Annotated in this window: 20 protein-coding genes; 10 read left to right on the top strand and 10 right to left on the bottom strand. The window is 70.5% G+C overall.

The genetic code is table 11. From position 1 onward, the window contains the following. Positions 1-3: 3 nt before the first annotated feature. Entirely contained in the window at positions 4-720 is a 717-nt protein-coding gene (locus ABZ815_RS00915) for a hypothetical protein (protein WP_357692531.1), read from the bottom strand. 68 nt (positions 721-788) lie between these two features. On the opposite strand from ABZ815_RS00915, the gene ABZ815_RS00910 reads away from it, so the two are divergent. The 3 genes from ABZ815_RS00910 to ABZ815_RS00900 all read left to right on the top strand — a co-directional run bounded on the left by ABZ815_RS00910 (position 789) and on the right by ABZ815_RS00900 (position 2,883). Next, entirely contained in the window at positions 789-1,577 is a 789-nt protein-coding gene (locus ABZ815_RS00910; RefSeq protein WP_357692528.1) for an ABC transporter ATP-binding protein, read from the top strand. A 95-nt stretch (positions 1,578-1,672) separates the two neighbouring features. Beyond that, positions 1,673-2,599, top strand: coding sequence for an SPFH domain-containing protein (locus tag ABZ815_RS00905; RefSeq protein ID WP_357692526.1), 927 nt, complete (start codon positions 1,673-1,675; stop codon positions 2,597-2,599). A gap of 53 nt (positions 2,600-2,652) precedes the next feature. Beyond that, positions 2,653-2,883 (top strand): hypothetical protein, encoded by a 231-nt coding sequence (locus ABZ815_RS00900; protein ID WP_352319104.1) that lies wholly within the window; start codon positions 2,653-2,655, stop codon positions 2,881-2,883. On the opposite strand, the gene ABZ815_RS00895 is transcribed toward ABZ815_RS00900, so the two are convergent. The 6 genes from ABZ815_RS00895 to ABZ815_RS00870 form a co-directional block, all read right to left on the bottom strand. Then, positions 2,880-3,719: an NAD(P)H-binding protein gene (locus ABZ815_RS00895; RefSeq protein WP_357692524.1), complete on the bottom strand. Its 840-nt coding sequence runs from the start codon at positions 3,717-3,719 to the stop codon at positions 2,880-2,882. The genes ABZ815_RS00900 and ABZ815_RS00895 overlap by 4 nt on opposite strands. 29 nt (positions 3,720-3,748) lie before the next feature. Further along, a complete protein-coding gene (locus tag ABZ815_RS00890) occupies positions 3,749-4,570 on the bottom strand; it encodes a Rieske 2Fe-2S domain-containing protein (RefSeq protein ID WP_357692522.1) in 822 nt (273 codons plus the stop codon). Between the two features lie 120 nt (positions 4,571-4,690). Continuing rightward, on the bottom strand, positions 4,691-5,302 hold the full coding sequence (locus ABZ815_RS00885; RefSeq protein ID WP_357692520.1) for an HD domain-containing protein: 612 nt from the start codon (positions 5,300-5,302) through the stop codon (positions 4,691-4,693). A 1-nt stretch (position 5,303) separates the two neighbouring features. Beyond that, positions 5,304-7,502 (bottom strand): molybdopterin-dependent oxidoreductase, encoded by a 2,199-nt coding sequence (locus ABZ815_RS00880; protein ID WP_357692518.1) that lies wholly within the window; start codon positions 7,500-7,502, stop codon positions 5,304-5,306. A gap of 118 nt (positions 7,503-7,620) precedes the next feature. Beyond that, entirely contained in the window at positions 7,621-8,271 is a 651-nt protein-coding gene (locus tag ABZ815_RS00875) for a hypothetical protein (RefSeq protein WP_357692516.1), read from the bottom strand. 1 nt (position 8,272) lies between these two features. Beyond that, entirely contained in the window at positions 8,273-8,488 is a 216-nt protein-coding gene (locus ABZ815_RS00870) for a hypothetical protein (RefSeq protein WP_357692514.1), read from the bottom strand. Positions 8,489-9,163: 675 nt separating this feature from the next. On the opposite strand from ABZ815_RS00870, the gene ABZ815_RS00865 reads away from it, so the two are divergent. Both ABZ815_RS00865 and ABZ815_RS00860 read left to right on the top strand, forming a co-directional pair. Further along, on the top strand, positions 9,164-10,027 hold the full coding sequence (locus tag ABZ815_RS00865; RefSeq protein ID WP_357692512.1) for a helix-turn-helix transcriptional regulator: 864 nt from the start codon (positions 9,164-9,166) through the stop codon (positions 10,025-10,027). Between the two features lie 56 nt (positions 10,028-10,083). Continuing rightward, positions 10,084-10,305 (top strand): DUF397 domain-containing protein, encoded by a 222-nt coding sequence (locus tag ABZ815_RS00860; RefSeq protein ID WP_357692510.1) that lies wholly within the window; start codon positions 10,084-10,086, stop codon positions 10,303-10,305. A gap of 215 nt (positions 10,306-10,520) precedes the next feature. Here ABZ815_RS00860 and ABZ815_RS00855 read toward each other — a convergent pair whose 3' ends face one another. Then, positions 10,521-11,843 carry an MFS transporter gene (locus ABZ815_RS00855; protein WP_357692508.1) on the bottom strand — a complete coding sequence of 441 codons (1,323 nt, stop codon included), beginning with the start codon at positions 11,841-11,843 and terminating at the stop codon, positions 10,521-10,523. Positions 11,844-12,033: 190 nt separating this feature from the next. On the opposite strand from ABZ815_RS00855, the gene ABZ815_RS00850 reads away from it, so the two are divergent. The 4 genes from ABZ815_RS00850 (at position 12,034) to ABZ815_RS00835 (ending at position 15,792) form a co-directional block, all read left to right on the top strand. Beyond that, positions 12,034-12,870 carry a helix-turn-helix transcriptional regulator gene (locus ABZ815_RS00850; protein ID WP_357692505.1) on the top strand — a complete coding sequence of 279 codons (837 nt, stop codon included), beginning with the start codon at positions 12,034-12,036 and terminating at the stop codon, positions 12,868-12,870. 59 nt (positions 12,871-12,929) lie between these two features. Further along, entirely contained in the window at positions 12,930-14,003 is a 1,074-nt protein-coding gene (locus ABZ815_RS00845) for a CapA family protein (protein ID WP_357692503.1), read from the top strand. A 408-nt stretch (positions 14,004-14,411) separates the two neighbouring features. After that, positions 14,412-15,080, top strand: a complete 669-nt coding sequence (locus ABZ815_RS00840; protein ID WP_357692501.1) for a TetR family transcriptional regulator — start codon at positions 14,412-14,414, stop codon at positions 15,078-15,080. A 70-nt stretch (positions 15,081-15,150) separates the two neighbouring features. Next, a complete protein-coding gene (locus ABZ815_RS00835) occupies positions 15,151-15,792 on the top strand; it encodes a hypothetical protein (RefSeq protein WP_357692499.1) in 642 nt (213 codons plus the stop codon). On the opposite strand, the gene ABZ815_RS00830 is transcribed toward ABZ815_RS00835, so the two are convergent. Further along, positions 15,770-16,129 carry a hypothetical protein gene (locus tag ABZ815_RS00830; RefSeq protein WP_357692497.1) on the bottom strand — a complete coding sequence of 120 codons (360 nt, stop codon included), beginning with the start codon at positions 16,127-16,129 and terminating at the stop codon, positions 15,770-15,772. The two genes, ABZ815_RS00835 and ABZ815_RS00830, sit on opposite strands and share 23 nt — an antisense overlap. 172 nt (positions 16,130-16,301) lie before the next feature. Here ABZ815_RS00830 and ABZ815_RS00825 point away from each other — a divergent pair, with 172 nt between their 5' ends. After that, positions 16,302-16,832 carry a tetratricopeptide repeat protein gene (locus tag ABZ815_RS00825; RefSeq protein WP_357692495.1) on the top strand — a complete coding sequence of 177 codons (531 nt, stop codon included), beginning with the start codon at positions 16,302-16,304 and terminating at the stop codon, positions 16,830-16,832. A 194-nt stretch (positions 16,833-17,026) separates the two neighbouring features. Here the strand turns inward: ABZ815_RS00825 and ABZ815_RS00820 are convergent, their stop codons facing one another. Then, positions 17,027-17,713: a hypothetical protein gene (locus ABZ815_RS00820; protein ID WP_357692494.1), complete on the bottom strand. Its 687-nt coding sequence runs from the start codon at positions 17,711-17,713 to the stop codon at positions 17,027-17,029. Between the last annotated feature and the right edge of the window lie 29 nt (positions 17,714-17,742).

The following is a 17,742-nucleotide window of genomic DNA, read 5'->3' as shown; positions in this document are numbered from 1 at the left end:
CGCCTACGAGTTGCGTACCGGCTCGAAGATGGCGTGGTGGGCGGCCACGAGCGCGCGGCGGACGGCCCGGTCGAGGTCGCGCAGGGCCGCCGCCCCGGCCGCGACCTGGGACGAGGTGAGCCCGCGGTCGCCGGCCAGGACGAGCACGGCGGCCAGCCGGGTGGCCAGCGTGGAGACGCGGTGGGCGCGGGCGGGATAGCCGGGGGCCAGTTCGCCGCCGCTCTCGGGCCGGTCGGGACGGGCCTGGACGGGCCCGCCGACGCCGGTCAGCGCCTCGGTGGCGGCGCGCATGGCGGACGACAGCTCGTGCTCGGCCTCGGCCAGCGACGGCAGGTCCTGGCGTACCGGCCCGGCGTCGTGCACCTCCAGCCGCGTCCCCACGTAGGAGGACCCGCGCCGGTCGGGGACGGGCACCAGCCCGAGCCGCCGGTCGCGCAGCACGGCGACCGCGGCCTGCCCGGCGTCGAGCGCGGAGGAGTTGAACGTCGCGGGCCCCGACAACCCCAGCGGGTCGCCGGGCGCGGGAAGGGCGAGCCGGAACTCGTGCAGTCCGTCGGACCGCAGGTTTGCGAGGTATTTACGCAGCGGGACGTCACCGGCCACGACGGGCCCCGCGACGGCTTCCACGTGGTCAGCCGCCTCGTCGAGGCCGACATGACCGGAGAGCCACGCGTTGCCCCAGGCGACCAGTGAGGGACAGACAGGTGATTCAGGGCGCACCGATCCACGATAAGCGCTCGCCCTGCAATAGGTTTGTCCCGAGGGAGACTCCAAAGGAGGGAACGGGGATGGGTGGTCAGGTGCTGCGGCTCCAGGACGTCGCCGTCAGGCGTGACGGAGCGGCCCTGCTGCGCGGCATCGACTGGACGGTCAACGAGGACGAGCGCTGGGTCGTCATCGGTCCCAACGGCGCGGGCAAGACCACGTTGTTGCAGGTCGCCGCGACGTTGCTCTATCCGACCGAGGGCGTGGTCGAGGTGCTGGGCGAGCGGCTGGGGCAGACCGACGTGTTCGACCTGCGGCCGCGCATCGGGCTGGCGAGCGCCGCGCTGGCCGAGCGCATCCCGCCGGAGGAGAAGGTCATCGACCTCGTCCTGACCGCCTCGTACGCCATCATGGGCCGCTGGACGGAGGAGTACGACTCCAACGATGTGACCAGGGCCGTCGAGCTGATCGACATGATGGGCGCGGCCCACCTGATCCGGCGGCGGTTCGGCACCCTGTCGGAGGGGGAGCGCAAGCGGGTGCAGATCGCCCGCGCGCTCATGCCCGACCCCGAGATGCTGCTGTTCGACGAGCCGGCCGCCGGCCTCGACCTGGGCGGCCGTGAGGACCTGGTGCGCCGCCTGTCGGCGCTGGCGGGCGACTACCGCTCGCCGACGCTGGTGCTGGTGACGCATCACGTCGAGGAGGTGCCCAGCGGGTTCACGCACGGGCTGCTGCTCCGCCACGGGTCCGTCGTGGCGCAGGGGCCGCTGGAACACGTGATGACGGCCGACCACCTGTCCCAGACGTTCGGGGTGCCGCTGACGCTCGACCGGAGTGCCGAGGGCCGCTGGTACGCCAGGGCACACTGACCTCGCTGTATCGCCATTTATGCGGATATCGGTCGCCTAAAGGTGAAACGAAATATCATGCACCGAGTCGGTCCCCTCGACTTCGGAGCTTCGCCATGTCGACCGAGCAGCTCATCGTCGCCCTCGTCGTCGTCGCGGCGATGGGCTTCGTCGTGGCCCGCAGCATCCGGATCATCCCGCAGGCCACGGCGGCCGTCATCGAACGGCTGGGCCGTTACCACCGCACGCTGACCCCCGGGCTCAACGTGGTGATCCCGTTCGTCGACCGCATCAAGGAGCTGATCGACCTGCGGGAGCAGGTGGTCTCGTTCCCGCCGCAGCCGGTGATCACGTCCGACAACCTGGTCGTGTCGATCGACACGGTCATCTACTTCCAGGTCACCAACCCGAAGGCGGCCACGTACGAGATCGCCAGCTTCCTGATCGGCGTCGAGCAGCTCACGGTCACCACCCTGCGCAACGTGGTCGGCGGCATGGACCTGGAACGCACGCTGACGTCCCGTGAGGAGATCAACACCGAGCTGCGCGGCAGCCTCGACGAGGCCACCGGCAAGTGGGGCATCCGGGTCAACCGGGTCGAGCTGAAGGCCATCGACCCGCCCACCTCCATCCAGGACTCGATGGAGAAGCAGATGCGCGCCGACCGGGACAAGCGCGCCGCCGTGCTGGCCGCCGAGGGGCAGCGCCAGGCGGCGATCCTGGCCGCCGAGGGCGACAAGCAGGCGGCCGTGCTGCGCGCCAGGGGCGAGGCGGAGGCCGCCGTGCTGCGGGCGCAGGCCGACGCCGAGGCCCAGGCCATGCGGGCCAAGGGCCAGGCGGACGCGATCGGCATGGTGTTCAAGGCCATCCACGACGGGAACCCCGACCAGCGGCTCCTGGCCTACCAGTACCTCCAGACCCTGCCCGAGATCGCCAAGGGCGACGCCAACAAGCTCTGGATCGTGCCCTCGGAGATGGGCAAGGTGCTGGAGGGGCTGGGCGGGCTGTTCAGCCCGCCCGCCACGAAGGACCGCGACGGCTGATTCTCAAACACATGTACGGATAAATACCGGACTAAGTGGGTATAAATCCGTACATGAAGGGTGATCGGGTGGAGATCGTCATCGACGCGGGCGGCTCCCCGCGAACCTACGAAGTCACGGCCACCCGCGCGGGCCGGCGCGTCGAGGTGGCCAACCGGCGCGGACTGGTGGAGGTGAGCGAGGTCACCCGCAGCGGCACGCCCGTGCGGACGGCCCGCTTCATGTCCAGCCGGATCCTCGCCCTCGTGGAGCACCCGGCCGACGAAGCCGCCGGGGACGACTAACGGAAGTCCGCCACGTGGTCCTCGGCCCACTGGCGGAACGTCAGCGGGGGCCGGCCGAGCAGCCGCTGGACCGTGTCGGTCACCCGCTCGGGATTGTGCACGGCCGCCCCCCAGCCCTTCAGTGCGCCCTCCACGAAGCCCGGGTCGCCCCAGGCGGCCAACAGGTGCTCGCGGGCCTCGTCGAGCGGCTGCTCCTCCCAGCGCACCTCGTGCCCGGCCACCTCGCCGATGATCCGCACCTGCTCGGCCTGGGTGAGCTGCTCGGGGCCGGAGAGCACGTACTTGCCGCCCGTGTGCCCGGCGGAGGTGAGCACGTGCGCGGCCACCGCGGCGATGTCCTTCTCGTGGATCAGCGCCCTGACCGCCTGCCCGAACGGCCAGCGCACGACCCCCTGCCTGATCTGGCCGGCCCAGCCCAGCGTGTTGGCGGCGAAGCCGCCGGGGCGCAGGAACGTCCAGGACAGCGTGGAATGCCGGATCAGCCGCTCGACGCTCTGGTGGAACAGCGTCGGCTCCTCGCCGTCGGCCAGGTCCTCGACGTCGGCGGACAGGTAGACCACGCGGCGGGCGTGCCTGGCGATCGCCGTCACCGCGCCGGCGGTCGCCGCCTCGGAGTAGCCGGGCCACAGCAGGAAGACGGTCTCGACGTCCCGCAGTGCCGGTTCGAGTGACTCGGGCACGGTCAGGTCGCCGCGCACCGCCTCCACGCCCGCGGGCAGCCGTGCCCTGTCGGGGTTCCTGACCAGCGCTCGCACCTCAAGGCCCGCCTCCGCGAGCTGGGAGACCACATGACTGCCCACGTTGCCGGTCGCGCCGGTCACCAGAATTTCGCTCATGGGCCCGACGGTAAGACCTCAAGTCGACTTCAGGTCAACCCCGGTCTTACCTGGATCGTGCCGTCGCGGCGGATGCGGGTCTCGAACATGGGCGCGGGGGCGGTCGCGGGACCGTGCTTCACCGAGCCGTCGGTCAGCCGGAACGTGCTGCTGTGCCACGGGCAGACCACGCACGCCTCGCCGTCCTCCATGACCAGCCGGCCCTGGTGCAGCGGGCCAGCGAGGTGCGGGCAGCGGTCGGCCAGCACGGTGACGCCGTCGCCCTGGCGCAGCACGAAGAGCTGGATGTAGCCGAGCCTGCGGGCGACCGGCCGGCCGTCCGGCAGGTCCTTGAGCGGGCACAGGTCGTGCCAGCCCAGCGGGACGAGATGGGTGATCTGCGGGGCGTGGTTGGCCCCGGCGGCCTGGCGGTAGGCCATGTGGCCGCCGAGGTAGCCGCCCAGCCCGCCCAGCCCGAGCCCCGCGTACGACAGCACCCGCCCGGCCCGCTCGGCGCCGCGCAGCCGGGCCACCAGCGAGGCCGACATCAGGCCCAGGGCGGCCATGTTCGCGGCCATGTGGACGAACCCCACGCGCTGTTGCTCGCGGTGGAGCGAGGACCAGTCGGTCAGCCCGGCCGCCGCGGTGGGCAACGCGTTGGCGATGCCCGTGGCCAGGAGCAGCCGGCTCGCCCGGGGATCGGCGTGGGCCAGGTCGAGCACGGCGGCCGACAGCCAGCAGCCGAGCGTGACCGTGGCCAGCGGCGGGTGCAGCGGTTTGCCCGTGGGCACGCCGTGCAGCAGGTCGCGCAGGGCGCCCTGACGCAGGCGCTCGCGTACGACCTTGGCCAGCCCTCGGATCGGTTTGTCCATGGCCTTCGACTTCTCAAGTCGATCGGCGAGGTCAACCGGACCGACGAAACCCCGCAATTGCCGACGTCTCGCTCGCACTGTCTCTTTCACGACAAGTCCCCTACCCCGGCCTTGACGGGATCACTCGGAGAGGTGTCCCCTGGCCACGGAGAGTTCTACCAGCTCCAGCGCGTACGCGCCGAGGGAGGCCGACCCCTCCTGGATGATCCGCACCTTCTCCCTGACCTCGCCGGCCGTCACCTTGAACAGCGGCCAGGTGCCGCCCTCGGTGTGGTGGTTGGCCAGGATCGGCGCGAACCGGTCGAGCGCCTTGGCGAACCTGGCCTCCGGCGTCACCCTGGCCTCGAACTCGTCCCAGAGCTCCCGCAGCCGGGCGCCCTGCTCGCCGGGGAGCAGACCGAAGATGCGGTCGGCCGCGGCGGTCTCGGCGGCGGCCTGCGCGGCGACGGCCACGTGGTCGTAGACGAAGGTGTCGCCGGCGTCGATCTCGACCAGGTCGTGCACGAGTAACATGGCCACCACCCGCTGGAGGTCCGTTCCCGGCGGGGCGTGCTCGCCGAGGACCATCGCCAGCGTGCCCACGTACCAGGAGTGCTCGGCGGTGTTCTCCCGGCGCGAACCGTCGATCAGATGGTTGCGGCGGATGACCCGCTTCAACTTGTCGATCTCGACGGCGAAGGCGATCTGGGCGTTCAGGCGGTCCTCTTCTGGCGCGATAGTCACGCGCGACACCCTAATGTGCGGTGATCACCCCGGTTGGTGAAATCCTGACCGGAACTCCGTTGAACACTGCGTTACCACTTGGGATATCCAGGGCGGATTCGTCCGTCAGCACGTTCACGTTGACCCCGGCGTGTTGCGCCGCCACCTGCTGCGTGCTGCCCGCGTGCCCCCAGCCGTGCGGCAGGCTGACGACGCCCGGCATGATCGTGTCGGTGGGCTCCAGCGTCACCGTGAGGCTGCCCGCGGCCGAGGTGACCACGGCCCTGCCGTCCAGGCCGAGCCTGGCCACGTCGGCGGGGTTGATCTGGAGCGTGCAGGTGTTCGACCCGCCGACCAGCGGGCCCACGTTGTGCAGCCAGCTGTTGTTGGACCGCAGGTGCCGCCGCCCGATCAGGACGATCTCCGGCGGCTCGTCCGCCAGCCTGCCGCGCAGGCGCTCGACGTCCTCGACGAGCTGCGGGGGAGCCAGCTCGATCAGGCCGGAGGCGGTCTTCAGCACCTCGGGCAGCCGGGGCTCCAGCGCGCCGAGGTCCAGGCCGTGCGGATGGTCGAGCAGCTTGCGCAGCGACAGGTCGCCCTGGCCGGACCACTCGCCGTACGGGCCGAGCCTGAGCATGAGGTCCAGCCTGCGCTCGCCGCCCGTCTCGCCGTCCAGCCCGGCCCGCAGCTCGGCCGCGTCCCGGCCTTCTACGCCGGAGCCGGGGGTCTGCGCGGCCTTGCGCAGCGTCTCGCCGATCAGGAACTCGTCCAGGTCCTCCGCACGCCCTTCCATGCCGGACGCGATCATGGCGAGCCTGGCCAGGATCTCGGCCTCGCCGGGCCGTCCGTCCAGTGGCAGCGCGGGGCGCGAGTAGCGGGCGTAGTTGCGTACGGCGAACCCGAGCAGCGCGAAGTCGTAGTGCCCCGACTGCAGGACGCGCGGCGGCGGCAGGACGACGTGCGCGTGCCGGGTGGTCTCGTTCAGGTACGGATCGACGCTCACCATGAAGTCGAGCCCGCCGAAGGCCGCGTCCAGCCGGTCGCCGTGCGGCGCGGACAGCACGGGATTGCCCGCGACCGTGACCAGCATCCTGACCTGGCCCTCGCCCGGCGTCTCGATCTCGTCGGCCAGCGTGGCCACGGGCAGCTCGCCGTTGGCCTCGGGCAGCTCCCTGACCCGGCTGCGCCACCGGCCCACCGTGTACGGCCGCCGCCGCGCCCCGAACTCGGTCGCCGGCTTGGGGAACATGGCCCCGCCCGGCCGGTCGAGGTTGCCGGTGAGCACGTTGAGCACGTCCACGAGCCACTGGGCCAGCGTGCCGAACTCGGTCGTGCACGTGCCGATCCTGGCGTACACGGCGGCCGTCCGCGCGCCGGCCAGCTCCCTGGCCAGCCGGACGATCGTCGCGGCCGGCACGCCGGTGCGCCGGGCGACCGCCTCGGGCGGGAAGTGCTTGGCCGCCTCGCGCACCTCCGCCAGCCCGTTGACCTCCTGCCACGGCCTGGCCAGCTCCTCGGCGAACAGCGTGTGGACGATCCCGAACAGCAGGTACGCGTCGGTGCCCGGCCGGACGAACACGTGCTCGTCGGCCAGCGCGGCCGTCCTGGTCCGGCGCGGGTCCACCACGACGACCCGGCCGCCGCGCCGGCGCAGGGCCTTCAGCCGGCCGGGGAAGTCGGGGGCGGTGCACAGCGAGCCGTTCGACTCCAGCGGGTTGGCGCCCAGCATGAGCAGGTAGTCGGTCCTGTCCAGGTCGGGGACCGGCACGGCCAGCGGATGGCCGAACATCAGGCCGCTGGCGACGTGCTTGGGCATCTGGTCGGCGGTGGCGGCGGTGTAGACGTTCCGGGTGCCGAGCGCCTTGATCAGCGGCCCGGCGTAGAGGGCGCCGGCCATGGTGTGGGCGTTGGGGTTGCCCAGGTAGATCGCGACCGCCTGACGCCCGTACCGCTCGGTGACCCGGCCGAGGCCCCGCTCGACGGCCGCGAACGCCTCCTCCCAGCTCGCCTCGCGCCACTGGTCGCCCTCGCGGATCAGCGGGCTGCGCAGGCGGTCGGGGTCCTCGTCCAGACGGCCCAGGCTCGCGCCCTTGGGGCAGATGAACCCCTTGCTGAAGGGATCGTCCCTGTCGCCGCGGACATCGGTGACGTGGCCGCCGTCGTCGAGGGTGAGCGTCAGGCCGCAGACGGCCTCGCAGAGCGGACAGGTCCGGTGGACGGTCGACGCCATCACGACTCCTGAGTTCGCCGGGTGAACTCATCTTGGACCGTCTCGTCCGCATGGGGAAGCCCCGGGAGCCCCCGCGGTCCCCGGGGCGTGGTTCAGGAAGATGCCCGGTATTCCTGGATCACCGGCTGACTTGCGGCAACGCCAGTGGCGTGCGCAGATCGGGCGGCTCCTTGAGGTCGGACCTGAGCGGCGTCCAGGAGCGGCGGCCGTACAGGCGTTCCAGCCCGGGAGCGGTCACGCCGGGCAGCTCGTCCCGCCGGACGATCTCCACGACCAGCAGCTGGGCCCGGTCGCGGTGCCTGTGGACGGTGGCACTCCTGGCCCAGCAGGCCGCCGCGATCTCCTCGGCGTACGCCTCGAACTCCTCGGCCGAGATGCCCGCCCTGGTCATGACCAGCGCCTTCTCGCCCCTGGCCGACGGCGTGATCCAGAGCACCAGCGGGATCCGGCCCGCTCGGGTGTGCATGGTGGTCTCCAGGCAGACCCGCTGCAGGCGGTGCCGGGAGACCACGCACCAGAAGTGGGCGACGGCCCAGTTGCGGCCCGTCCTGGTGGCGGCGGGCACCGAGACGGCGCTGCTCAGCAGGACGAACGGCACCCAATGTCCGTCCCGCGTGGCCCCCAGCAGGGCCAGGACGAACAGCCCCGCCACGCCCAGCACCATGACCTCGCTGCGGACGCGCCAGAGCCGTACCAGCAGGCCGCCGCCGCCCGCGCCCGGGAGGTCCTCGTCGGCCGGGTAGATCTGGTTGCGCGGGTTCCTCGACACCTCAGGACACCTCCTCGGGCACCAGCGACGTCACCGTGAGCTGGTCGAAGCGTGGGTCGCGGTAGGTGCGGGCGCCGAAGCCCGTCCTGGTGACGGTCCAGCCCCGGTAGATGGCGAACTCGTCCGGCTCCATGCAGATCTCGCGGTCGGCATACGCGATGCATTCCCGGATCCGGGACTTGATTCGGCCGATCCCCTTGGTACCTTGTGAGTACATAGAAGACCCCTTTCGCGGCATTTCCAGAGGTGGCTTCTTCGCCGGGTCGCAGGTCGGGTCCCGTCCCGCCGCAGGGTGGCAGCCCATATGCGGCGAACGCGGATCCGGTCTCGGCCCGGCATTCTTTTTTCGTGCTCAGACGAGCGACAGTCGCGACGTTCTCTCAGACGATGGGACGGTCCTTCCGGCAAGCGGCCTCCCTGGGGCGGACATTCGTATCCGGGACGGCTCCGTTGCCGGTGAGGCGGCGCTCGCGCGGGCGCCCGATCGTGAGCGGAGAGCCCGACGTGCGAGGCCGTTTCGTCATTCCGGCCTCCCCTCGTCGGTCGAGAACCCTCCTGGCTCGATCGTCCTCCGGGTTCCGGGATGCTGCAATACATCGAGCAAGGGAAGATTTAAGTTTCTTCGCAGATTGCTGTTCCAGTTGCGGTGCAACTTGCACGGATTCTGTCATGGGTTGCAAGGGAAGCAGCGCCGACCGAAATCCTCGTCCCACCTCTATACCTACGTGACGCCTTGCCTTGCTCCTACGCTCTCTCCGTGAAAGCCTTCGAGCAACCCCGCGCGGCAGAGTTCGTGCAAGTTGCAGTGTAAGATCGGGTGAACGGCCCACAAACCGGGTTGCCAAACGATCCGTTCCCGCCACGCCTTCATTCCCGACAAGGAGAGTGGACGGTGCCATCGCAGCAGGGCAGTCCGACAGTGCGCAGGCTCCGCCTAGGCCAGGAGTTGCGCCTCCTTCGCGAACGACGGAAGTTCACCGGGGCCCGCGCGGCGAGAGAGCTCGGCTGGTCGGCGAGCAAGGTCAGCCGCATCGAAGCCGCGAAGACCATGCCCAGCGCGGCCGACATCAAGGCGCTCGGCGAGCTCTACAGCCTCGACACCGCCAGACTTGACGAACTCTTCGGCCTGCTGCGAGATGCGGAGCAGCGTGGGTGGTGGGAAGATTATGAAGACTCCCTGCCCGAGGAGTACATCAGGCTTCTCGGGCTGGAGGCGGAGGCGACGGTTCAGCGCAACTGGGAACCCCAGTTGGTGTCCGGTCTCCTCCAGACCGAGGACTACGCGCGAGAGGTCATTCTCTCCGCGAGCGGAATCGTCCGGATCACGCACAGCGGCGTGCGCAGCCGCGTCGAGGCCCGCCTCGACCGGCAGCAACGGGTGCTGCACCGGCCCGATCCCTGCCGCCTCAACGTGGTGCTCGACGAAGCGGTGCTGATGCGGCGCTTCGGGGAGCCCTCGGTCATGCGGGAGCAGATGGAGCACCTCATCGAGGTCTCCACGTTGCCGCACGTCAACGTCCGGGTGTTGCCGCTGGATTCGCTCCATCCGGTCAATACCGGGGCGTTCATTCACCTGAAATTCACCGGCTTCGACGACGTCGTCTATCTGGAGCACTTGTACACTGCGCACTTCGTGGACGATCTCGAACGAGTCGCCGGATATGAGAACGCTTTTGACCACATGTGGGCAGAGGCGCTCGACGAGGACGAATCCCGCGTGCTCATCCAACGCAAAGCCATGATGTGGCGACGCTAGAGCACGCGGTCCCAGGAGGCGGGCAATGGGGCCCGTCTATAGCCTTTGGGGAGAAAATGCATACCAGCACGATCCAGAACTGGCGGAAGAGCACCTTCTGCAACGGCGCGACCTCTTGTGTCGAGGTCGCCCCCCTGGGAGACGGCAACGTCGCCCTGCGGGACAGCAAGGTGGACGACGGGCCCGTGCTCGTCTTCACGCCGTCCGAGTGGGCCGCCTTCACGGCCGGCGTCCGCGACGGGGAGTTCGACCTGCAGACCTTGGCCGCAGCCGGGTGATCAGGCGGCCCTGACGAGTTGACGACACAACCTTCAGGGCCGCCCATGACGAGGCCCGGCCGGAGCCCACCGGCCTGGTTCGCCTCGGAGTATCCACCGGAGCCGGTCCGCAGCCGCCGCCGCAGCGTTCAGCGCGGCAGGCCGAGCGCGGCGGACGACCAGCTTGAGGAAGAACGGGCCCGCGTCCCGTGAGGGGATCGTTGCCGGAGAGTGGGTCAGCGGCGGGCGCGGACGAGGAAGAGGCTGCTCAGGCCCGCCAGTACGGCCAGGCCGGCCATCGCGACGGCGGCCATGAGGGAGGCCGAGACGGTGCCGTGGCCCTGGCTCAGTGAGATGAACAGCGTGCCCACGGTCGAGACGCCGATGACCTGGCCGAGCTGCATCACGGTGAGCAGCGCGCCGCTCGCGTCCGCCGCGTAGGCGCCGTCCACCTGCTCGGTCGCCATGTTGGTCACCGCCACCTGCACGCCGAGCCCGGCGCCGATGAGGGCGCTCATGATCGCGTAGACGACGCCGCCGTCGGCGGCGAGGCCGAGACCGAGATAGGCCGGCGCGGCCACCACGTAACCGACCGGGACGAGCGGGCGCTGCAACCCGGCGGGCAGGCGCGGCCACAGCAGGCCGACGATGCCGAAGGCGAGCGCGCACGGCACCATCATCATCCCCGAGCCGAGCGGGGAGAAGTGCAGGTCGCCCTGGAGGTGCAGGGCCGAGGTGAACAGGAACGCGCCCCAGGTCGCCGGGCCGAACAGCAGGATCGCCAGGCCGGGACGCATGCCCGGCGCCGCCAGCACCTTGGCGTCCACCAGCGGACGCCCGCCACGACCGGTCACCCAGCGCTCAACGCGGACGAACGCCACGAACATCACGACACTGAGCCCCATCGAGACCCAGCCCCAGACCGGCCAGCCGAGGTCACGCCCGAGCACCAGCGGCACCACGAACAGCAGAACGGCCGCCGACAGCGTCACCAGGCCCCACGGGTCGAGCCCGGTCCTGCCGCCGCCCTCGTCGGCGGGCAACGCGCGGAACCCGATGCCGAGCAGCACGGCCGCCACCGGCACGAGCACCAGGAACACCACCCGCCACCCGGCGCCGAAACCGAGCAGAATGCCGCCGAGCGCCTGGCCGACGACGATGCCGCCGCTGATCACCAGCGACCACAGGCCGATCGCCCGGCCCCGGGCCGCGCCCTGGTAGTTGCGCTGGATCAGGGTCAGCACCTGCGGCATCATCATGGCGGCGCCGGCGCCCTGGGCGAGGCGGAAGCCGATCAGCCAGCCCGTCGAGGGCGCGAGGCCGGCGCCGAGCGTGGTGACGGTGAACAGGGCCAGCCCGCCGAGGAAGGCGTTGCGGTAACCGAAGAGGTCGCCGATCCGGGCGCCGGTGATCAAGAGGACGGCATAGACAATGGTGTAACCGGCGACGATCATCTGCAGCCCCGCGCCGGAGGAGTGCAGGTCCGCCTCGATGGTCGGGGTGGCCACGTTGACGATGTTGACGTTGAGGATGGCCAGGAACTGCCCGACGAGGATCACTGCGAGGAGCAGACCGCTGGCCTTGGCCCTGTCCGGTGGGGTTGCCTGGACAGGAGAGGAAACAGTGGCGGATTCGGTCATGTGTTTCATTATTGTGCGTACCTGGTACCAGTAACGAGTGTCCCTTTATACTGGTATTGGCGGCACCTGGATAAGTGTGCGGCGATGCCCCCATAGTGGAGGTGTGACCGTGACCGAGGCAAGACGTACGGATCTGGCGGCGTTCCTCCGCACCCGCCGGGCACGCATCACCCCCGAGATGGTGGACCTCGCGCCGGGCCCCCGCAGGCGTACGCCGGGGCTGCGCCGCGAGGAGGTCGCCCAGCTCGCCGGGGTGGGCGTCACCTGGTACACGTGGCTGGAGCAGGGCCGGCCGATCAACGTCAGCGGCCAGGTGCTCGACGCCGTCGCCCGTACGCTCATGCTGGACAACGCCGAGCGCCAGCACCTCTACCGGCTCACCGGCCAGGCCGAGGCGCCCGCCGTCGTCGACGCCGGCCGCATACCGGCCGAGATGCAGGGCATCCTCGACCAACTGGGCGACATGCCTGCGTCCGTCACCAACAGCCGTTCGGACGTGCTGGCCTGGAACGCCTCCTACGCCGCCCTGTTCCCGCACGTCGTCGAGGCCCCGGACGGCGAGCGGAACTCGCTCTGGCAGACCTTCGTCAACACCGCGGTCCCGACCAGGCTCGTCAACCGCGAGTCGGAGCTGCCGCGCGCGGTCGCGGTCTTCAGGGGCGCCTACAGCCGGCACTCCGACGACCCCTGCTGGCAGGACTTCGTCCGGCGGCTGAGCGCCGAGAGCGCCGAGTTCGCCCGCATGTGGGCCAGGCAGGACGTGGCCGAGCCCGGCCCCCGGGTGAAGCACTTCGAGCACGAGGTCGTCGGCGCCCTCCGCTTCAGCACGACCAGCCTGAACGCCTCCTCCGCGCCCGAGATGCGACTGATCGTCTACAGCCCCCAGGACGACGCCACCAGGTCCGCTTTGGCATGGTTGGTGGGAAGTGGTGATACCAAGTCCTAATCTGCCGCCCATAGAATGCTCGATCCGGAAAAGTCTGGATCGAGTGGAAATGGCGGTAGATGAGACTCCCCCGTGTCCTGCCGGTGCTGGTCGTCGCCGCCTCCCTCGCGGCATGTTCGTCGGCACCCGAGAAAGAGCCGCTGAGCAAGCAGGTCGACCAGCAGGCGGCCGAGTCGCCGAGCCGGAAGCCGAAGCCCGTACGAAAGCCCTTCACCATCTCCTTCGGCGGCGACGTGCACTTCGAGGGCGTCCTGCGCGGCAGGCTCGCCAACCCGGGCACCGCCCTCGGACCCATCGCGAACGTCCTGCGCAAGTCCGACCTGTCGATGGTCAACCTGGAGACCGCCATCACCACGGCCGGGACGCCCGCGCCGGGCAAGCAGTTCACCTTCCGTGCGCCGGCGACCGCGTTCGCCGCGCTCAAGGCGGCCGGGGTGGACGTCGCCTCCATGGCCAACAACCACGGCATGGACTACATGGAGAGCGGCCTGACCGACTCCCTGGCGGCCATCAAGCGCAGCAAGTTCCCGATCGTGGGGATCGGCGCGAACGCGGCGCAGGCCTACAAACCCTTCCGTAAGACCGTGAACGGCAACCGGGTCTCGATCATCGGCGCGACGCAGGTGCTCGACGCCGAGTTCATCCAGTCGTGGACGGCCACGGCCGACAAGGGCGGGCTGGCCTCGGCCAAGGACGAGGCCAGCCTGCTGAAGGCCGTACGCCAGGCGCGCAAGAACTCCGACACCGTCATCGTGCACCTGCACTGGGGCACCGAGATGCAGAAATGCCCCAACGAGGCCCAGCGCTCACTCGCCCCCAAGCTGGTCGCGGCGGGCGCCGACGTCGTGGTCGGCGGGCACGCGCACATCCTGCTCGGCGCCGGATACCTGGACGACGCCTACGTCAGCTACGGCATGGGCAACTTCGTCTTCTACAACTCGACCCCGGGCACCACGGGCAGGACGGGCGTGCTGACGCTGACCATCAACGGCCGCAAGGTGCTCAAGGACCAGTGGACCCCGGCCACGATCCAGGGCGGCATCCCGGTCCCCATGACGGGCACGGCCAAGACCCAGGCCGTGAACGACTGGAAGGCCCTGCGCTCGTGCTCGGGGCTGGCCGCGCGCCCCTGAGCGATCCACCCTCCGGACGGTTCGACGGGTCACCCCGAGGAGAGCCGTCGCTGATATCCCGCAAATTGAAGAATATTCGCAAAATATCGTCTCGCAATATAGTGTGCCGAACAATATGACGCTCGCGCCCGCCGGAACTTTCTCGAACACACCATCGGCGGCGATCCGCGGGACGTTATCCGGAGCATCGCCCCGAGGACACCGAGCGGACCGGACGGACGTCCACCCTGCCCCGCGGGCCTGCGTCGCAGCGCACATTCGGCCCGCCGAGCAGCGCGGAAATACGGTTATGCCGAGTCGTGGATTTCGCCATGGGCGACGCGGCGCGGCAGCCGTCCGAGAAATCCCGCAAATGAGTAGGTAACGATCGTGCCGACGAGAGAAGATGAATCCGTGTCCTCGCCGCAAATGGATGATGACTGCGTCCACCCCAAAGCTCTCCGGCGGCAGCCGGCCCAACGCCGCAGCGCCCGGCGCGTCGAGCGCATGCTCGACGCCTGCGCCGAACTCCTCGACGAGACCGGCTACGAGGCCCTGTCCACCACCCGCATAGCCGAGCGGGCAGGCGTCGCGATCGGATCGGTCTACCAGTTCTTCCCCGACAAGCGGGCCATCACCCAGGAGCTCACCCGGCGCAACGTCGAGCAGTTCGTGGCGCGGGTGGGCCGCCGGTTCATGGAGGAGGAGTACCGCGGCTGGTGGGAGGCCGTCGACGCGATCATCGACGAGTACGTCGACATGCACCGCACGGTCCCCGGCTTCAGGAGCCTGCACTTCGGCGACGTCGTCGACCTCAACCTGCTCGACTCCGACTCCGAGAACAACACGGTCATCGCGGGCAGGCTGCGCGGCCTGCTGTTCAAGGGGTTCGGGCTGGCCGACAGCGAGACGCTCGACCTGGCCGTGCTGGTCGCCGTCGAGGCCGGCGACGCGGTGCTCAAGCTGGCCTTCCGGCGCGACCCCGCCGGCGCGCCGGACATCATCGACGCCGCCAAGCATCTGGTGCGGGGGTTTCTGTCGCGCCAGCTCAGGTCGTGGTCGCCGCACGAGCTGACCGAGGGCGACGTGGGACGCTGACGCAGATCTGGGCATGACAGCAGTGAGCGATCTTTCATTCACTGTCCGTCACGGGTCCCGGGAGGTGAAGATGTCCGATCTTCCACCGTCCGCCTTCCACCGCAGTGCTCCCTTCGATCCCCGTCGCAGGCGTGGGCCGGTCTACGCCACGTTCGGGCTGGTCCTGGCCGTGGGCGCCAGCGGGGTGATCGGTTACACGGCCGGGTACGCCGCCGACGACACGGAGCCGGCGGTGATGACCGTGCGGCCCGTGGTCGCCTGCCGCGCCGTCCCGCCCGCGGCCGTGCCCGCCGAGGTCGAGGCGCCCGCCCGTCCGGAGGCCGTCGCGGGGGTGCCCGCGCGTCCGGGGGCGCGTCCGGCGGTCGTCGTCGGGGCGCGGGCCCATCGGGAGCGTGCCCGCGTCCGGCGGCCCGCCCGCCCGAGCGCCGTCCGGGTGGCCCCTCCGGTGGCGGTCCCGGTGAAGGCACCAGTCAGGGCCCCGGTGAAGGACCAGGTGAAGGCGCAGGTGCAGGCTACGGTCCGAGCGCCGGTCAGGGCGCCGGTCGGGGCGTCGGTGAGGGTGCCGGTCAGGAAGCCGGTGAGGGAGGCGTTGAGGGAGCTGGACGTCGCCCGCGTGCCAGGGCGCTCACCGCTCGAAGCGCTCGTCCAGGAGATGCGCGGCGACCTCTACGCGCAGGTGATCGACCGGATCACCGGGCGGTACCGGCGATGACCGGCCGCTGGGCGCCCGGTTCGGTCCGCTGCCGCGACCCGGGCGCCAGGGCCTCCGTCTCCCGGTGCAGGCGTCTCATGAGCTCCCGGCCGCCCAGCGCCGTCGCGGGCACCTGCTGGATGCGCGGCGTCAACGGCGTACGAAGGCACGGCAGGGGGAAGGACACTGGCCGGACGTCCCGGGCCTGCCTGACGTCGAGCCTGGCCTCCAGCGCGTGCAGGTTGCGCTCGGCCGTCTGGATGGCCTCGAACCGGGCCGACAGATACCCGGCCACACCGGGCCCGAGGGCCGAGAGAACGACGGCACAGGCCAGCGTGAAGGTCATCTGCTTGGACATGCCCATTACAGCCCCCTCCGCCCGCGAGACGCAAAGCATCGGATATATGCCCTATGACCTGCACAGACACGCGCAGCGTAACCAGTCTTTGACGGAACGTTGCCGAATTTGCATGTGACCGGCGATGCGCATTGACCGGGCAAAGCGCCTGGCGGCTCGGTAGTCTCGCGGTGTGGCGCATGTGACCCGAGAGCACCTTGATCGTCTGCTTGAGCAGGCCCTGCTGGCCGACGACCACAGTTCCTTGGCCAGTCGGCTTTACGACGTCGCGCTCGGTTATTCGTCCGGCGACGTCTCCAGGGCGTCCATCCTCGTCCTGGCCGCCGAGGAGTGGCGAGCGGCGGGACAGCCCGCACGCGCGATGGAGTGTTTCCAGCGCGCCGTGGAGGACGGCGGCGACGCGGGCTTCGACGCGCGCGCCGGCATCGCCGACACCCTCTTCGAGCTCGAAAGGCCCGACGAGGCCCGGGAGCTCATCGAGACCATCCGCGCGGAGGGCGACGTCTCCACGACGACCGCCCACACCATCGCGGAGACCCTGGTCGCCTACGGCGATCTCCAGGGCGGCCTCGAATGGGCCACCCAGGCGGTGCTGGGCTGTGACGAGGGCGACCCCGAGCAGGTGGCGCTGCTGCGGACGCGATACCGGATCAGGGTCGACCTCGGCCTTCCGGAAGACGAGCTCGACGAGCTCGTCTCCTAGTCGAGGGGGCCGGACCGGCGGGCCCCGCGCGGGGCCCTGCTTGTCGCGCGCCCGCAAAACCGTGCGGGAGCAAGCGCGTTGCCCGTCGTGTGCCTGTGGAGCTGGGCCGGAGGGGGCGCGTCAGTGTGTGACGCGGCCCCTCCGGTTGAGAAAGCCGGGCGCGGCAGGCACGACCCGCGCCCGGACACTTCGGCTCAGCGCAGGTCGAGGTCGGGCAGCAGGCGGCTGAAGCCGTCGATCGCGGGGTAGCCGCCGGGCAGCGTGGAGGCGCCCTCGATGCCCTCCACGGCCTTGGGCAGCAGGTTCGAGATGAGGTCGCCGCCGACCTCCCGTACGGGCTGCCGAGCCTCCGCGGCCGACCGCGCCGAGCGGGCCGACGCGGGGGCGGTCGGCTTCTCGCCGACCGTCATCTCGGCGGGCACCCGGGCCGCGATGGGCGGCTGCGGCAACGCGGGGAGCGCGGGCAGAGCGGGCACCTGGAGCGTCGTCGCCAGGTCCCGCATGCCGCTCTCGCCGGAGGCCATGGGGAACAGCGCGGGCGAGACGCTGGTCAGCGACGGCATGCCCCACGTCGCCCCGACGCCCCCGAGGTCGGCCAGCGGTCCCATGGCGGACCTGGCGGCGGCCAGACCGGTCAGACCGAGCCGCCTGGCCATGGCCCCGGCGGCCACGGCGAGCTTGCCGACCTCTTCGGTGACGACCCGGTGGCCGTTCGTCTTGTTCTCGTTGAGCTGGAGGCTGGTACGGCCGTCGCAGAACGAGGCGACCGCCTGGAACCGCGGCCTGCAGGTGTCGGCCACCGAAGGACCGGCGACCGGCCAGGTGACGCCCACGGTCAGAGCGGCCACCGCCAGGATGCTTCGGATCTTCTGAGATGCCACCGCATGTCCCTCTGATCGGAATCGGTGAT

It is taken from the genome of Nonomuraea sp. NPDC047529 (assembly GCF_040642995.1).
In the GTDB taxonomy this organism is placed as follows: Bacteria; Actinomycetota; Actinomycetes; order Streptosporangiales; family Streptosporangiaceae; genus Nonomuraea.
The sequence above is the reverse complement of the archived record's forward strand: the minus strand, read 5'-3'. Positions and strand labels throughout refer to the sequence as shown.

Bases quoted from the DNA above. Each gene is read 5' to 3' on its own strand.
- ABZ815_RS00910 (WP_357692528.1), top strand. From the start codon at position 789: ATGGGTGGTCAGGTGCTGCGGCTCCAGGACGTCGCCGTCAGGCGTGAC.
- ABZ815_RS00905 (WP_357692526.1), top strand. From the start codon at position 1,673: ATGTCGACCGAGCAGCTCATCGTCGCCCTCGTCGTCGTCGCGGCGATG.
- ABZ815_RS00900 (WP_352319104.1), top strand. From the start codon at position 2,653: ATGAAGGGTGATCGGGTGGAGATCGTCATCGACGCGGGCGGCTCCCCG.
- ABZ815_RS00895 (WP_357692524.1), bottom strand. From the start codon at position 3,719: ATGAGCGAAATTCTGGTGACCGGCGCGACCGGCAACGTGGGCAGTCAT.
- ABZ815_RS00890 (WP_357692522.1), bottom strand. From the start codon at position 4,570: ATGGACAAACCGATCCGAGGGCTGGCCAAGGTCGTACGCGAGCGCCTG.
- ABZ815_RS00880 (WP_357692518.1), bottom strand. From the start codon at position 7,502: ATGGCGTCGACCGTCCACCGGACCTGTCCGCTCTGCGAGGCCGTCTGC.
- ABZ815_RS00870 (WP_357692514.1), bottom strand. From the start codon at position 8,488: ATGTACTCACAAGGTACCAAGGGGATCGGCCGAATCAAGTCCCGGATC.
- ABZ815_RS00860 (WP_357692510.1), top strand. From the start codon at position 10,084: ATGCATACCAGCACGATCCAGAACTGGCGGAAGAGCACCTTCTGCAAC.
- ABZ815_RS00845 (WP_357692503.1), top strand. From the start codon at position 12,930: ATGAGACTCCCCCGTGTCCTGCCGGTGCTGGTCGTCGCCGCCTCCCTC.
- ABZ815_RS00840 (WP_357692501.1), top strand. From the start codon at position 14,412: ATGGATGATGACTGCGTCCACCCCAAAGCTCTCCGGCGGCAGCCGGCC.
- ABZ815_RS00835 (WP_357692499.1), top strand. From the start codon at position 15,151: ATGTCCGATCTTCCACCGTCCGCCTTCCACCGCAGTGCTCCCTTCGAT.
- ABZ815_RS00830 (WP_357692497.1), bottom strand. From the start codon at position 16,129: ATGTCCAAGCAGATGACCTTCACGCTGGCCTGTGCCGTCGTTCTCTCG.